Origin of the sequence: Mycobacterium sp. E2479, from assembly GCF_001667925.1 — a bacterium.
GTDB lineage: Bacteria > Actinomycetota > Actinomycetes > Mycobacteriales > Mycobacteriaceae > Mycobacterium.
This window is the reverse complement of record NZ_LZJR01000022.1, coordinates 1-15,337: the sequence shown is the minus strand read 5'-3', so window position 1 is coordinate 15,337 and position 15,337 is coordinate 1. Positions and strand designations below refer to the sequence as shown.

Here is a 15,337-nt window from a genome sequence, read left to right as displayed (position 1 = left end):
ATCTAAAGCAGTCCGTTGAGGTTGCTCCCGACGGTCCACGCCGCGGTGGCGATCAGCCCCGTGATCGCCAACACCAGCGCCACCCAGACCAGCACCATGCGCCGTCCGTGCTGGCGCGCCCACACGAACTCGCTGATCGGGATGCCCGCGAATTCACCTGTGACAGGCCCGTATTCGTAGTCGCCCTCGGGCTGGTCGTCGGCCTGCGCGGGGGGTTTCGGCTCCGACCAATCCTCGGGGCCCCGCGTCATCCGGCGAGTGGGGTGACGCACCGGCGTCGGGCCGGCCGGATCCGGCCGTCGCGCAGCGGCCGGCCGCTGGGCGTCGCGGCTGCGCTGCAGCTCCGCCGACCGGTGCTGCGCGGAGTTTCGTGGCGCCGGCACCCGAAAGTCCGGTAGCGCAAGCTCTTCGGCGATCGCATCAAGGTCGGCGCGCATCTCGATCGCGTCGGCATACCGCTCGGCCGGCTCGCGGGCCGTCGCACGCCGCACGAATTCGTCGATCCGCGCGGGCACACCGTCGATGACCGCGCTGGGCGGCGGCACGTCGGTGTCCAGCCGCTGATAAGCAAGCGACAACGCCGAGTCGCCGGTGAACGGCGTCCGTCCGGTCAGCAACTCGTAGGTCATGATCCCCGCGGAGTAGACGTCGCTGCGCGGACTGGCGTCGCCGTCTCGCACCTGCTCTGGCGACAGGTATGCCGCGGTGCCCAAAATCACGCTGGCAGAGGTGATTCCGGCCGCCGCGACTGCGCGGACCAAGCCGAAGTCGGCGATCTTCACCTCGCCGTCGTCGGAGATGAGGACGTTCTCGGGCTTGACGTCGCGATGCACCAGGCCGGCCCGGTGCGCCGCAGCGAGCCCGCCGAGCACCGGACGAAGCACGGCTGCTACCGCGTACGGCGGCATGGGTCCGCGCTCACCCAGCAACTCGCGCAGCGTGCCACCCTCGATGAGCTCCATCACCAGGAACGGGTGCCGGGCGTCCAGGCCCTGGTCGTAGACCGCGACCAGCCCGGGATCCTTGAGCCGGGCCACTGTTTGGGCCTCACGCTGGAACCGGGTCAGGAACTGTGGGTCGCCGGCGTAGCGCGAATCCATCACCTTCACCGCCACGGGGCGGTCGAGCCGGGTGTCCAGGCCGCGATACACCGTTGACGTGCCGCCGCTGGCGATCCTGGACTGAACCAGGTAGCGGCCGTCCAGCAAAGCGTTGTCCAACGGATCGACGGGTTGGCGACGGGGCGGTCCGGGCCGGCCCGAGGCCGGGGTCGCGCCCGCTCGCGGGGAAGGGCCGGGCGATTCAGCTTTGGCCACGGGGCCATCGTATGTGCGCTGGCAGGATTGCCCGGCAGAACCGGGTTCAAGGTCGGAATCTAGGAATACACTTGCCCGGATGAGCAGTATTCCTGCCGGCGACGATGTGCTGGAGCCCGACGAGCCGATTTATGACTTGAAGCGGGTCGCCGAATTGATGGGGGTGCCGGTCACCAAGGTGCATCAGCAACTCCGGGATGGGCACCTGGTTGCGGTGCGGCGCGAGGAGGGCCTGGTGGTGCCGCAGCTGTTCTTCACCAAATCCGGTGAGGTGGTCAAAAGCCTGCCGGGTTTGTTGACGATCCTGCACGACGGCGGCTATCACGACACGGAGATCGTGCGCTGGTTGTTCACCCGAGATCCCTCGTTGACGGTCACCCGGGACGGCAGCCGGGATGCCCTCAACAACGCCCGCCCCGTCGACGCCCTGCACGCCCACCAGGCGCGGGAAGTCGTGCGCCGGGCGCAAGCGATGGCTTGCTGAGTTCGTTCACTATCCGGCGGCGACGTCGGCTTGCTCGGCTTGGCGCGCGGGAGCTCGATACAGGCTGTACCAGGCGATCACCGCGCAGGCAGTGGCCAGCGAGAAGTGCAGCCACGAGTACATGCCATGCGAGCCATCGGGTTTGAAGATCACCATCACCCAGGTCGACAAGCCGCCGATGATCGCGACCGCCCGTCGGGACTGCGCCAGCGGGGCCACGATCGCCAGCGGCCACGAGTAGTACCAGGGCAGCGCGGCGGGCACGAACAGCACCACGATCAGCATCGACCACGCGATACCGGTCAGCGCGGCCCGGTCGTCGCGGCGGAACCGCCACCACAACAGCGGTAGTGCAACCGCGATGATCGCGACGCCGATCAGCCTGGTGACGCGAAGGATCGGATAGAAGCTCACCGGGAAGAACGCACCGCCGATCGCGTGGATCAGGTTGGCAGCCGCGGTCGGCACCGTCAGCCAGTTGATGATCTTCACCGATCCGGCCAGCGCGGTCAGCCAGCCAAGGCCGACGCCGGCCACCGCGGACACGACAGCGAAGACCACGGCGAAGATCGACAGCGATAACGCCGTCGCGATGAAAAACGCTGGCACCGGCCGATATCCCCGCCGATCGCGCAGCCGCCGCATCCACACCCACACTAAAAACGGAAACGCGATGCCCGCGGTGGCTTTGACCGCGATGGCGATCGTGAGCACCGTGATGCCCGCAACGTGGCGGTCACCGAACATCAGCGCGATACCGGCGGCCATCAAGCCCACCATGAGCATCTCGTTGTGCACGCCGCCCATCAGATGAATGAGCACCAGAGGGTTGAGCACACAGATCCACAGCGCCGTCGAACCGTCGGCGCCCAGATGGCGCGACAGGCGGGGCGTCGCCCAGATCAACAGCACCAGGCCGGGCAGCATGCACAGCCGCAGCAACGCTGTGCCGGCCACCACGTTGTTGCCCACGATGATGGTGACGATCTTCGCCACCAGAATGAACACCGGGCCATAGGGTGCGGTCGTGATCGACCAGATGGGACTGACGTTGTCCAGCAGGCCGTTCGGGTTGGCGACGGGACCGACCGCGTACGGATCCAGCCCGTCGCGCAGCAGCGCGCCCTGCGCCAGGTATGAGTAGGTGTCCCGGCTGAAGACGGGCACCGACACCAGCAGCGGGGCCAGCCAGAAGCCGGTGGTGGCTTTCATGACGAACTCGCTCGCCTCGCCGGCCAGCACCCGACGGCCCAGGCCCAGCCACGCGATCAGCATCAGGCCAACGCCGGTCCACAACACGATCGACGACAGCACCAGGCCGTGGCCAAACCGCAACCAGGACATGTGCATTGACTCGAGCAGCGGATCGTGCTGGCGGGTGCTGCCCGCGCCCAGCCCGCCCAGGGTGATCAGCGCCGATCCCAGCATGCCCAGCTTCGCTGGACGGGAGTCGCCCGCGGCCACGAAGGCCTTCAGCTGCGAAAACCATTCGCCTCGAGAGGGTTCGGCCGCTGGCGAATCCGCCGCCGAGGTGTCCGTGGGCGTCGTCATCGGCTCAGGCGGACCGGTTCGTGGCCAGCTTGGCCAATTCAGACAGTCCCGCTTTGGCCGCGGTGTTGATGGGCGCGGCCGCCAGTGTGGACAGTGCCCGCTGGGTCAGCGCGGCGATCCGTTGTTCGGCGGCGGCCAGAGCCCCCACCGACTCGATGGCGTCCCGCAGCCGATCCACCTGCGCGTCGGTCAGCCCGGCCCCGACCGAGGTCCGTAAGAGTTTGGCCGCCAACGGATCTGACTTCTCCGCCAGTTCCACCGCCTCGGCCAGCAGCACGGTGCGCTTGCCCGATCGCAGGTCGTCTCCGGACGGCTTACCGGTGACCGCTGGGTCGCCGAAAACCCCGAGGACGTCGTCGCGCAGCTGAAACGCCACCCCCAGGTCGGTCCCGAATTGGCTGAAGACGTCGTGGACATCAGGCCGGTCCGCCGCTGCGGCCGCCCCGAGCTGCAGCGGCCGAGACACCGTGTAGCAGGCGGTTTTGAAGGTATCGACGTTCATCGCCGACGCGATCGATGCGGCCGCGCTGGCCTCGGCGACGATGTCGAGGTACTGCCCGCCGAGCACCTCGGTGCGGATGTTCGCCCACACCCGGCGCACGCGCCGCTGGGCCTGAGGCGTCAAGTCGGCGCCGAGGACGATGTCGTCGGCCCAGGCCAGTGCGAGGTCACCGAGCAGGATGGCGGCCGACATGCCGAACTGCTCCGGCGAGCCGTGATATCGCCGGTCGTGATGCAGTTTCGCGAACTGCACGTGGGTGGTCGGCCGGCCCCGGCGGGTTGAGGAGCCGTCGATCAGGTCGTCGTGCACCAGCGCGCACGCGTGCAGCAGCTCGAGCGCGGAAAACAGCAGCAGCACTTGCTCATCGGGGGCTTCGGTGGTCACGGCGCGCCAGCCCCAATAGGCGAACAAGGGCCGTAGCCGCTTACCCCCGTTGAGCACGAAATCTTCCAGCGCGGCGATCAGACCGCTGTACTCCTCACCGATATACGCCGTCTCGGTGCGACGGTCCTGCAGGTACCGCCGCAACTGGTCGGTGATGGCGCCGGTCAACTCGACGGTTGCCGCTGCTTCTGAAGCTCCTAGGCTCAGCGCGGCACCCCTTTCTGCTCTCGGCTGGCTGGTATTCCAGGCCCGATCAGTGTATTCGCCGCGCCGGCCGAGCCGCTTCGCACATGACGCGGACCGCCCGACCCAGTTGCTTCGCCTGTCTCATTAACCCGCCCCTATGCTGGCGGGTGCGCTGGGCCCGCGGAAACCGGGCGGCCCCAGGGCGCCCCGGGAGTCGTCAGATGGAGAGAAGCCGCGTGACCCTCAACACCATTGCGCTCGAGCTGGTGCCGCCGAACGCCGACGAAGGTCGGCAGCGGGCACTTGAAGAGGCGCAGAAAGTGGTGCGGAATTCCGCCGAATCCGGGCTCGACGGCCGGATCCGGCACGTGATGATTCCCGGGATCATCGCTGAGGACGACGACCGTCCCATTCAGATGAAACCCAAGTTGGACGTGCTCGACTTCTGGTCGGTCGTCAAGCCGGAACTGCCCGGCATCAAGGGCCTGTGCACGCAGGTCACCGCGTTCATGGACGAGCCGTCGCTGCGCGCCCGGCTGACGGAGCTGACGTCGGCCGGCATGGAAGGCGTTGTGTTCGTCGGCGTGCCGCGCACCATGAACGACGGCGAAGGCTCCGGCGTGGCGCCCACCGACGCCCTGTCGATCTACCGCGAGCTGGTGAAAAACCGCGGCGTCATCTTGATCCCCACCCGGGACGGCGAACACGGCCGGTTCAACTTCAAGTGCGACCAGGGTGCCACCTACGGCATGACCCAGTTGTTGTACTCCGACGCCATCGTGGGCTTCTTGAGCGAGTTCGCCAAAGAGACCGACCACCGGCCGGAGATCCTGCTGTCGTTCGGCTTCGTACCGAAGATGGAGAGCCGGGTCGGACTGATCAACTGGCTCATTCAGGACCCGGGCAACCCGGCGGTGGCAGGCGAGCAGGAATTCGTCAAGAAGCTGGCCGCCGGCGAACCCGCGCAGAAGCGCCAGCAGATGGTCGACCTCTACAAACGCGTTATCGACGGGGTCGCCGAGCTCGGATTCCCGCTGAGCATTCATCTAGAGGCGACCTACGGGAATTCCGGACCGGCCTTCCAGACGTTCGCGGAGATGCTCGCCTACTGGTCACCGGTCCGGCCCGACTAGTCAGCCAGGCGGCGGTTGGTCGCGCGGCGCCGTCAGCCGCGGTGACCGATCCCGGCTGACCCAGGCCAGCACCCCCACCACGCCCGCGGCCGCGAACGACGCGATGCACAGCCACACCACCGCTCCGGTGAAGGACCGGGTGTTGGGGTCGGTGTAGCGGGCCTGGGCGGTCATGGTGGTCACCACGCCCGGTTTGAGCTTCCACGCCACCACGTCGGGTTCGACCCGGTCGCCGTTGGTGGAGGTCACCACGCCTGGGAAGGCCACCGTCAGCTCGACGTCGGCCTCGGGGTCGGTCAGCGACGTCAGGTCCGCCCGTCCCTCCAGGATCACCAGGTTGCCATTGCGGCGCAGCGTCAGGTTCACCCCGGAGGCGTCGGAGTTCATGTTGGCCAGCTGCGGCAACTCCGCGAACGTCAGATCGGAGAACACCGCCTGCGAGCCGACGTAGCCGTCGCTGTCGTAGTTCGACACCGCGACCTTCTGGCTGAACGGCAGGTTGTTGCTGTCCAGTTGTGGACCGGTGTCTTTGGACGTCTTGGGTTTGGCGGCGGCGACGATCTCGCCGGACACCAGGTCATCGGCGGAGATGGTGAGCGAGGCCCTGACCCTCAGGCATCCGGTGGCCAGCGGCACCAGCAGCAGCAACATGGCGATGGCCGTCAGGCGGCGCCGCCGAGCTTGGAACACCCGGGATCCTCGGCTGCGGGGCGGGAGGGAGCTGGCTCGCACCAGGTCATCGTGCCAGATCCGATGTGCCACTTAGTGGAGTCTTCGGATCTGTGCCGACTTCGGGTGTTAGAGAGGGAGCTTGCGGCCCAGGATGGCGAACGCCCGCGGGTCGCCGGCGAAGTGGTAGCCCCGGATGACGTCGGTGAAACCCAGGCGCCGGTACAGCCGCCAGGCGCGGTTGGGCTCACCGTTGGTTTCCGGCGTGGACAGGAGCACATTCTGCTCGGCGCGACCGGCGAGCAGGCGTCGCGCCAACGCCTCGCCGAGACCGCGGCCCTGGGCGCGGGGATGGATGTGCAACTCGGTCAACTCGAAATAGCTCTCCATCAGCCGGGAGATCTCTTGGGGCGGCGCGCCGCCGCGCCGCATGCCCAGCACTACCTGCTGCTGCCACCATTGCCCGGGTGCGCCGGGATAGCCGTAGGCCACACCGAGCAGGGGCGCGCCGGCCAAGTCTTGCGCCGACGGCGGCTGTGCGGCTGCGTCTTTTGCTTCCTGGATTTCGACGACGCCGGCGCCCTGCCATCCCCGTCGCCGGATGTGTTCGAGCCACATCGCGGCGCGCTGGTTCTCGGTTCCCCGTGGGTAGCGCATCGCATCGACGTACACCGCCAGGGCGTCATCCAGACGACGCTCCATTTCGTGGGGAAGCAAATCGATGAGGAATATCGCCAACGTGCGGTCTCCTCCTCGTCGCTCGTCCAGGCTCATGCGGCGCCTCGGTGTGGTCGCCGTGGACCCCATTGCCCATTATCGGACCCATACGCCACGGCTGGGCGGGCGGTCGTGGCATCGGACCGCGGACCACCCCGGTTGGGGAAGCCCCTGTAGCGCACGGCCGTTCCGGTCCGGCGGAGCGCCGGCGGGAGGCCGGGATAGAATCGGCGGCGAACCAGTGGTATGGGGCAGATCGACCTCGTATCATTCAATTAGTTGCCCCGGCAAAGGGCATCTGCGTGTTACCAGGTCACGTGCCACACCGTCGGCAAGGAGGGACGAATGCCACTCTCCGATCATGAGCAGCGGATGCTCGATCAGATCGAGAGCGCTCTCTACGCCGAGGACCCCAAGTTCGCGTCAAGCGTTCGCGGCGGCGGGTTTCGTGCACCTACCGCCCGTCGGCGGCTGCAGGGCGTGGCGCTGTTCGTCGTCGGCCTGGCGATGCTGGTCTCCGGGGTGGCCTTCAGGGCGACGATGATCGGAACCTTCCCTATTCTCAGCGTCTTTGGGTTCATCGTGATGTTCGGCGGCGTGATCTTCGCGATCACCGGTCCGCGCTTGTCCGGCAGGGCCGATCATTCCGGGGCGGCTCCCACCTCGCTGCGTCAGCGCCGTAACAAGGGCGGGGGTTCGTTCACCAGCCGCATGGAGGATCGGTTCCGCCGCCGCTTCGACGGCTAGGCGTATCCGCACATTCGGGGTAGCCAGCGGCTGCCCCGATTTGTTTTTCAGGGCGTTTTTCAAGGCTCGGTGGCGGCCGGCCATCCGGTCCCTCACGATCAACCAGCCGATGCCGTTTTGCGGCTCAATTGAGCCCTAACCGAGGCGCGTCTCTGCATTTACCCCCCACCGCGCCCCACTAGAGTCCTCCATAACGCCCCACATTGCGCGTTCTCCCTGGTAGACGGGGTTCGACTGGCGCTCCTGAACACCCCCGACCATCCGCTCGACACACCCTCTGCGGCGCTTTGACGGCGTCCTGACGACGGATAACGCCGGAAAACGCCACCCCAACACCCAAAGATGGGGCGTAGTGGGGGATTGTGGGGTATGGTGGCTGCAGTGTTTGGGTGACCCCACAGGGGAGGTGAGCTGGTGTTTCTCGGCACCTACACGCCCAAACTCGACGACAAAGGGCGGCTGACGCTGCCCGCCAAGTTTCGCGACGCGCTGGCAGGGGGGTTGATGGTCACCAAGAGCCAGGACCACAGCCTCGCCGTTTATCCGCGGGCGGAATTCGAGCAGTTGGCCCGCCGTGCGAGCAAGGCCTCGCGGAGCAACCCCGAGGCCAGGGCGTTTCTCCGTAACCTCGCGGCCGGCACCGACGAGCAGCATCCCGACGCGCAGGGCCGGATCACGTTGTCGGCCGATCACCGGCGCTACGCGAACCTCTCGAAGGACTGTGTGGTCATCGGCGCGATCGACAACCTGGAGATCTGGGATGCGCAGGCCTGGCAGGACTACCAGCAGACCCACGAAGAGAACTTCTCCGCGGCCAGCGATGAAGCACTCGGCGACATCATCTGAGGCGCATGCCCGTGCAACGTGGCCTCTGCCCGAACCGACCCTGGCGTACTTCCCCAACGCCAGGTTCGCGACTTCGGTCAGAGACCTCGATGCAGGGGCTGCCCATCTTCCCGAGCGCTCGGTGAGGCCCGTCCGGGCGGCACAGGCTCGACTCGGCGCGAGGACACTTCTCGTGGGGACCCGGGTGGCCGACGGGTGCCGGCAGATCCGTGGAGGCGTTGCGGTGGCTGAGAATTCGAGTTCCGGCGATTACGGGCACGTTCCCGTCCTGCTGGAACGTTGCGTCGAACTGCTCAGTCCCGCGCTCACCCGTCACCACCCCGACGGCGCGGGGGCGACGCTGCTCGATGCCACCCTCGGCGCGGGCGGACACGCGGAACGGTTCCTCATCGATCTGCCGGGGCTGCGGCTGATCGGACTCGACCGCGATCCCAGCGCGCTGGACATCGCCCGGGCGCGGCTGGCGGACTTCGCCGATCGGGTAACGCTGGTGCACACGCGCTATGACGGCATTGCTGCCGCTCTGGTCGAATCAGGTTATGCGGCAAACGAATCGGTGGACGCGATACTGTTCGACCTCGGGGTGTCGTCCATGCAGCTGGATCGCGCGGACCGAGGCTTCGCCTACGCGCAGGACGCACCACTGGACATGCGAATGGATCCCACGTCGCCGCTGACCGCGGCCGACATCGTCAACACCTACGACGAGGCGCAGCTGGCCAACATCTTGCATCGCTACGGCGAGGAGCGGTTCGCACGTCGCATCGCCGCGCACATTGTGCGCCGACGTGCCCGTGCGCCGTTCACGACGACCTCGGACCTGGTAGCCCTGCTGTACGAAGCGATTCCGGCCGCGGCGCGGCGCACCGGCGGACATCCGGCCAAGCGGACTTTCCAGGCGCTGCGGGTCGCGGTCAACGACGAACTGGACACGCTGCGCCGCGCGCTCCCCGCCGCCCTGGATGCCCTGGACGTCGGAGGGCGCATCGCGGTGATGGCCTACCAATCGCTGGAGGACCGGATCGTCAAGCGGTTCTTCGCCCAGGCGGCCGCGTCGCGCACGCCGGTGGACCTGCCGGTCGAGCTTCCCGGCCATGAGCCGCGATTCCGGTCCCTGACACACGGTGCCGAACGCGCCGGCGCCACCGAGATCGAACGCAATCCCCGCAGCTCAGCCGTTCGGTTGCGGGCGCTGCAACGAATGGCATCAGGGCAGGCTAGGGGGAGAGGCGACGCATGAGAGCAGAACGCGAGACGTCGAAACGGCGTGGTGGCAGCGACCGTCGGGCCGGACGCGAGGGTGCTGCCCGGCGCAGCACGCGTCCGGCGGCGGAGTCCGGATCGGCGCGGCGCGCCCGAGGCGGCCGGTCCTCGGCGCCCGCCCGCGAAGCCCGCGCGCCCAAGTCCGGGCCGCAGACCAGCCCCATCGCCCGGCCGGTTGAGCGGCAGGCACGGCCCAAGAACGCCAGCCAGGCCAAGGCGCGAGCCAAAGCGCGGAAAGCCAAAGCGCCCAAGGTGGTTCGCCCTCGCCTGACCGAGCGGCTGGCCGCCCGGCTGGCCTCGGTCGACCTGCGGCCGCGGACGTTGGCCAGCAAGGTACCGTTCGTCGTCCTGATCATCGGTGCGCTGGGCATCGGCCTCGGGCTCACGCTGTGGCTGTCCACCGACTCCGCCGAACGCTCCTACAAGTTGAGCCACGCCCGCGAGCGGAACCGCTTGCTCCAGCAGCAGAAGGAAGCGCTGGAGCGTGACGTGCGCGAGGCGGAGGCCGCCCCGGCGCTCGCCGAGGCGGCCCGCAAGCAGGGCATGATCCCGAGCCGCGACACCGCGCACCTGGTCCAGGACCCGTCCGGGAACTGGGTGGTGGTCGGCACACCCAAGCCGGCCGACGGCGTTGCACCTCCGCCGTTGAACACCAAACTTCCCGACGAGGCGCCGCAGCCCCCCAAGCCGCCGGCCGCTGCGCCGGAGGTCGCTACCCCGGTGGAGCCGGCCCCCGGCGGCCCCGCCCTGGCCAGGTCCGGGCCCGAAGCACTGCTGCGCGCTCCCGACGGCGCGTCGACGGTGGGCGGTCAACATCTGGCGCCGGCGGTGCCTCCGGTGCGCGGCGCGCCTGCCGCCCCCGGGCTGCCGGTGACCGGTACGCTGCCCGGCATGCCAGGCGGACCGGCGACGGGTGTGGTGCCCGGCACGCCCGCTGCACCGGCCACCGGTGCGCTGCCCGGGTTGCCGACGCCGGGATTGCCCATGCCGGCCGCGCCCGCGACCCCTGCGGCGCCGGCCGCCGAGGTGCCGATTCCCTTGGCCGGGCTGCCGATTCCGGCTCCCGGCCAGGTGCCCGCGCCGTTGCCCGCCGAGATCCCGGTCCCGTTGCAGTTGGGCCGTCCGGCGGCGCCGCCTCAACCGGTAGCCCCCGCCACGCCGGCTAACGGCCTGCCCGGACCTGCGGTCGTCGCGCCGCCAGGTGTGCCCAGGTGAGCCGCGGTGAATCCCCGCGGGCACGACGGTCGCAGTCCGCACGGCCGACACGTGGTCCCCGTAAGGACTTGCAGGCCAAGGGCGTACGGCAATCCAAGCGACGCCTGAAGACTCAGCAGGCCGACGCCGGCCGAGAGATTGGTGAGTCGAAGCGATTCCGCAAAGCCAAGCAAGCCAAGAACGGCGGGGCGGCCCGGCGGTCCGAGGCGGTGGCGGCCGGGCACTCGGCGCGGGAACGCCGCACCCGCCAGATCGTGGAGTTGACCAGCCGCGGTGGGTCATTCGTGTTCCGGCATCGGGCCGGCAACGTGGTCATTCTGGTGTTGATGCTGATGGCCGCGGCCCAGCTGTTCGTCCTGCAGGTGACCAACGCCCCGTCGCTGCGCGCCCAGGCCGCCGGTCAGCTCAAGGTCACCGACGTGGAAAAAGCCGTTCGCGGCAGCATCATCGACCGTCGCAAAGACCAGCTTGCCTTCACCATCGAGTCGCGTGCGCTGACGTTTCAGCCCAAACGGATCCGCAAGCAGCTAGAGGAAGCCAAGGCCAAGAACTCGACCGCCCCCGACCCGCAGCAGCGGCTGCGCGATATCGCCAAAGAAGTGTCCAGCCGCCTGGGCAACAAGCCGGACGCGGCGACCGTCTTGAAGAAGCTGCAAACCGACGACAACTTCGTCTATCTGGCGCGCGCCGTCGATCCCGCTGTCGCCAGCGCGATCTCGGACAAGTATCCCGAGGTCGGTTCAGAACGCCAGGATCTGCGCCAGTATCCGGGCGGATCGCTGGCGGCCAATATCGTCGGTGGCATCGACTGGGACGGGCACGGCCTGCTGGGACTGGAAGAGGCGATGGACTCGGTGCTGTCGGGCACCGACGGTTCGGTCACCTACGACCGCGGATCCGACGGTGTCGTCATTCCCGGCAGTTACCGCAACCGGCATCGGGCGGTCAACGGCTCGATGGTCCAGCTGACGCTCGACGACGACATCCAGTTCTACGTGCAGCAGCAGGTTCAGCAGGCCAAGAATGTGTCCGGCGCGCAAAATGTCTCGGCCGTCGTGCTCGACGCCAAGACCGGCGAAGTGCTGGCCATGGCCAACGACAACACCTTTGACCCCTCGCAGGACATCGGGCGCCAGGCCGACAAGCAGCTGGGCAACCTGGCGGTGTCCTCGCCGTTCGAGCCCGGCTCGGTGAACAAGGTGATCACCGCATCGTCGGTGATCGAGTACGGCCTGTCCAATCCCGATGAGGTGTTGCAGGTCCCCGGCACCATCCAGATGGGCGGGGTGTCCATCCACGACGCCTGGGAACACGGCGTGATGCCCTACACCACCACCGGGGTGTTCGGAAAGTCCTCCAACGTCGGCACTTTGATGCTCGCGCAGCGCGTCGGCCCAGAGCGTTTCTACGACATGGTCCGTAAATTCGGTCTGGGGCAACGCACCAACGTGGGTCTGCCGGGTGAGAGCGCCGGACTGGTGCCGCCGATTGACCAGTGGTCGGGCAGTACCTTCTCGAACCTGCCCATCGGGCAGGGTCTTTCGATGACGCTGTTGCAGATGACCGGGATGTACCAGACGATCGCCAACGACGGGCTGCGAATGCCACCGCGAATCGTCAAGGCAACCATCGCGCCCGACGGCACGCGCACCGAGGAGCCGCGTCCGGAAGGCGTGCGGGTGGTGTCGCCGCAGACGGCGCAGACCGTGCGCAACATGCTGCGTGCCGTCGTGCAAAAGGACCCGATGGGTTACCAGCAGGGCACCGGGCCTGCCGGCGCCGTGACGGGTTATCAGATGGCCGGCAAGACGGGCACCGCACAGCAGATCAACCCGGCCTGCGGCTGCTATTTCGACAACGTCTACTGGATCACGTTCGCCGGAATGGCCACCGTCGACAACCCGCGGTATGTGATCGGCATCATGATGGACAACCCGGAGCGAAACGCCGACGGCACGCCGGGTCACTCCGCGGCCCCGCTGTTCCACAACATCGCCGGCTGGCTCATGCAGCGCGAGAACGTGCCGCTGTCGCCCGACCCCGGCCCGCCGCTGACACTGCAGGCCACCTAGCGGCTCGCCGCCCATATTTCCGGGCGATCGCCAGGGCGGCGGAGCCGAGGGCGCGTGGCGGCCCCATGGGCACGCGGATCGCCTCATGTCCGGTTGCGGCTAGGTAGGGTGTCATGGCCGATCATGAGGATGACGCAGCGTCGGAGGGAGGTGTGCGGAGAAGTGGTGCCGGTGCCCACTGGGTTACGCCCCAGCGCCGCCGCGGGCGTGCGGCTGCAGACGCTCGCCGAACAGGTCGGCGCGGCCTTGGCCGGCGGTCCAGGCCAGGACGCCGCCGTGCCCGACGTGACCATCACCGGCGTGACGCTGCGCGCCCAGGACGTGCTGCCCGGTGACCTGTTCGCCGCGCTGCCCGGTCTGACCACCCACGGGGCCCGCTACGCCGCCGACGCGGTCGAACGCGGCGCGGTCGCCGTGCTGACCGATTCCAGCGGAATCGCCGAGATGGCCGCGGCCGGCGCCCCCACCGTCCCGACGCTGGTGCACCCGGACCCCCGCAGCGTGCTCGGCCGCCTGGCCGCCACGGTGTACGGCAATCCGTCCGAACGGGTGGCCGTCATCGGCATCACCGGCACGTCCGGCAAGACCACCACCACTTATCTGGTCGAATCCGGTCTGCGCGCCGCCGGCCGCACGGCAGGGCTGATCGGCACCATCGGCATTCGCATCGACGGTGCCGACGTTCCCAGCGCGCTGACCACTCCGGAGGCCCCCGCATTGCAGGCGATGCTGGCGGCCATGGCCGAACAGGGCGTGGACACCGTCGTCATGGAGGTATCCAGCCATGCGCTGGCGTTGGGCCGGGTGGACGGAACCGGCTTCGCGGTGGGCGGTTTCACCAACCTGTCGCGCGATCACCTCGACTTTCACCCGACCATGGAAGACTACTTCAACACCAAAGCCTTGCTGTTCGAACCGGATTCGTCGCTGCGGGCGGCCCGCGTCGTGGTGTGTGTCGACGACGAGGCCGGCCGTGCCATGGCGGGTCGGGCCGGCGACGCGATCACCGTCAGCGCCGAGGGTCAGCCCGCGGACTGGCGCGCCGTCGATGTGGTCCCGATGGGCGCCGGCGCACAACAATTCACCGTCGTCGATCCCGCCGGCGCACGGCATCAGGTCGCAGTCCCGCTACCCGGCCACTACAACGTCGCCAATTGCCTTATGGCACTGGCCCTTCTGGATGCCGTGGGGGTGTCGCCGGAGCAGGCGGCACCCGGATTGCGGCAGACCCGCGTGCCGGGACGCATGGAACAGATCGACGCCGGCCAGGATTTCCTGGCGCTGGTCGACTACGCGCACAAACCGGGCGCCTTGCGTGCGGTGCTGACCACGCTGGTGCGCCCGGGCCGCCGAGTGGCGGTGGTGTTCGGCGCCGGTGGCGAGCGCGATCCGGGCAAACGGGCGCCGATGGGGGCCACGGCCGCCGAGCTGGCCGACCTGGTCGTCGTCACCGACGACAATCCGCGCGGTGAGGACCCGGCCTCGATCCGCCGGCAAATCTTGGCCGGTGCTATCGAAAGTGATTGCGCGGCAGAGGTTGTCGAGGTCGCCGACCGCCGCGACGCGATCAGGCACGCGGTCGCCTGGGCGGGCCCCGGTGACGTGGTGCTGATCGCGGGCAAGGGCCACGAAACCGGGCAGCGAGCCGGCGGACGCACCCGTCCCTTCGACGACCGGGTCGAACTGGCCGAGGCGTTGCGGGACCTACACGGGGCACAGCGTTGATCGACCTGACCGTCGCCCAGATCGCCGACATCGTCGGGGGGACCCTGTCCGACATCTCCCCGGACGATGCGGCGCGGCGTCACGTCACCGCAACGGTGGAATTCGACTCACGCGCCGTCAAGCCGGGCGGGCTGTTCCTGGCGCTGCCGGGAGCGCGAGCCGACGGGCATGACTTCGCGGACTCGGCGGTCGCCGCCGGCGCGGTCGCCGTCCTGGCGGCGCGACCGGTCGGCGTACCGGCCATTGTGGTGCCCCCCCAACCGCCGGCGGCGCGCCCGCAGCGCGGGCTGGCCGGAATTCTCGAGCACGACTCCGACGGTTCCGGCGCGGCGGTGCTCGGCGCGCTGGCCAAGCTGGCTCAAGCGGTCGCCGCCGAGTTGGTGGCCGGCGGGCTGATGATCGTCGGCATCACCGGATCTTCGGGAAAGACCTCGACCAAGGACCTGGTGGCCGCCGTCGCGCGCAGCACCGTCCACGGGTGCCCCAGTTCGTTCGCGAACCACCCGGGCGGGGCCACCACCTCACCG

General features: G+C 68.6%; 14 protein-coding genes. 9 read left to right on the top strand and 5 right to left on the bottom strand.

The window, feature by feature from the left end:
* Window positions 1–2 precede the first annotated feature (2 nt).
* Window positions 3–1,220, bottom strand: coding sequence for a protein kinase (locus A5686_RS02545; RefSeq protein WP_067930591.1), 1,218 nt, complete (start codon window positions 1,218–1,220; stop codon window positions 3–5).
* A 175-nt stretch (window positions 1,221–1,395) separates the two neighbouring features.
* On the opposite strand from A5686_RS02545, the gene A5686_RS02540 reads away from it, so the two are divergent.
* Window positions 1,396–1,800: an Rv2175c family DNA-binding protein gene (locus A5686_RS02540; RefSeq protein WP_067352868.1), complete on the top strand. Its 405-nt coding sequence runs from the start codon at window positions 1,396–1,398 to the stop codon at window positions 1,798–1,800.
* Window positions 1,801–1,809: 9 nt separating this feature from the next.
* Here A5686_RS02540 and A5686_RS02535 read toward each other — a convergent pair whose 3' ends face one another.
* Window positions 1,810–3,351 (bottom strand): alpha-(1->6)-mannopyranosyltransferase A, encoded by a 1,542-nt coding sequence (locus A5686_RS02535; RefSeq protein ID WP_067930588.1) that lies wholly within the window; start codon window positions 3,349–3,351, stop codon window positions 1,810–1,812.
* Window positions 3,352–3,355: 4 nt separating this feature from the next.
* Window positions 3,356–4,405 (bottom strand): bifunctional (2E,6E)-farnesyl/geranyl diphosphate synthase, encoded by a 1,050-nt coding sequence (gene idsA2, locus A5686_RS02530; protein WP_067930586.1) that lies wholly within the window; start codon window positions 4,403–4,405, stop codon window positions 3,356–3,358.
* A gap of 254 nt (window positions 4,406–4,659) precedes the next feature.
* Between idsA2 and A5686_RS02525 the strand changes: the two genes are divergently transcribed.
* Window positions 4,660–5,556, top strand: coding sequence for a mycobacterial-type methylenetetrahydrofolate reductase (locus A5686_RS02525; protein ID WP_067930583.1), 897 nt, complete (start codon window positions 4,660–4,662; stop codon window positions 5,554–5,556).
* Here the strand turns inward: A5686_RS02525 and A5686_RS02520 are convergent, their stop codons facing one another.
* Entirely contained in the window at window positions 5,557–6,246 is a 690-nt protein-coding gene (locus A5686_RS02520; RefSeq protein WP_156749909.1) for a DUF3153 domain-containing protein, read from the bottom strand.
* Between the two features lie 108 nt (window positions 6,247–6,354).
* Window positions 6,355–6,963, bottom strand: coding sequence for an N-acetyltransferase (locus A5686_RS02515; RefSeq protein ID WP_067930643.1), 609 nt, complete (start codon window positions 6,961–6,963; stop codon window positions 6,355–6,357).
* Window positions 6,964–7,287: 324 nt separating this feature from the next.
* Between A5686_RS02515 and A5686_RS02510 the strand changes: the two genes are divergently transcribed.
* The 7 genes from A5686_RS02510 to A5686_RS02480 form a co-directional block, all read left to right on the top strand.
* The gene (locus A5686_RS02510; protein WP_067930577.1) at window positions 7,288–7,689 is read left to right on the top strand and encodes a DUF3040 domain-containing protein; all 402 of its coding nucleotides are present in this window, start codon (window positions 7,288–7,290) and stop codon (window positions 7,687–7,689) included.
* A 414-nt stretch (window positions 7,690–8,103) separates the two neighbouring features.
* Window positions 8,104–8,535: a division/cell wall cluster transcriptional repressor MraZ gene (gene mraZ, locus A5686_RS02505; RefSeq protein WP_067352892.1), complete on the top strand. Its 432-nt coding sequence runs from the start codon at window positions 8,104–8,106 to the stop codon at window positions 8,533–8,535.
* Window positions 8,510–9,775 (top strand): 16S rRNA (cytosine(1402)-N(4))-methyltransferase RsmH, encoded by a 1,266-nt coding sequence (gene rsmH, locus A5686_RS02500; RefSeq protein WP_156749908.1) that lies wholly within the window; start codon window positions 8,510–8,512, stop codon window positions 9,773–9,775. Before mraZ ends, rsmH begins: the two co-directional genes overlap by 26 nt.
* Entirely contained in the window at window positions 9,772–11,013 is a 1,242-nt protein-coding gene (locus tag A5686_RS02495) for a hypothetical protein (protein ID WP_067930574.1), read from the top strand. Before rsmH ends, A5686_RS02495 begins: the two co-directional genes overlap by 4 nt.
* Window positions 11,010–13,085: a penicillin-binding protein 2 gene (locus A5686_RS02490; protein WP_067930572.1), complete on the top strand. Its 2,076-nt coding sequence runs from the start codon at window positions 11,010–11,012 to the stop codon at window positions 13,083–13,085. The genes A5686_RS02495 and A5686_RS02490 overlap by 4 nt, the downstream gene beginning before the upstream one ends.
* 123 nt (window positions 13,086–13,208) lie before the next feature.
* Complete coding sequence (locus tag A5686_RS02485) at window positions 13,209–14,810, top strand: UDP-N-acetylmuramoyl-L-alanyl-D-glutamate--2,6-diaminopimelate ligase (RefSeq protein ID WP_156749907.1); 1,602 nt, start codon at window positions 13,209–13,211, stop codon at window positions 14,808–14,810.
* The coding region (locus A5686_RS02480; RefSeq protein WP_231986259.1) for a Mur ligase domain-containing protein at window positions 14,807–15,337 on the top strand (531 nt) is incomplete at its 3' end. The genes A5686_RS02485 and A5686_RS02480, both read left to right, overlap by 4 nt.

Coding starts and splice junctions, on each gene's coding strand:
- A5686_RS02495 (WP_067930574.1), top strand. CDS start 9,772: ATGAGAGCAGAACGCGAGACGTCGAAACGGCGTGGTGGCAGCGACCGT.
- A5686_RS02535 (WP_067930588.1), bottom strand. CDS start 3,351: ATGACGACGCCCACGGACACCTCGGCGGCGGATTCGCCAGCGGCCGAA.
- A5686_RS02510 (WP_067930577.1), top strand. CDS start 7,288: ATGCCACTCTCCGATCATGAGCAGCGGATGCTCGATCAGATCGAGAGC.
- A5686_RS02485 (WP_156749907.1), top strand. CDS start 13,209: ATGAGGATGACGCAGCGTCGGAGGGAGGTGTGCGGAGAAGTGGTGCCG.
- rsmH (WP_156749908.1), top strand. CDS start 8,510: ATGAAGCACTCGGCGACATCATCTGAGGCGCATGCCCGTGCAACGTGG.
- A5686_RS02540 (WP_067352868.1), top strand. CDS start 1,396: ATGAGCAGTATTCCTGCCGGCGACGATGTGCTGGAGCCCGACGAGCCG.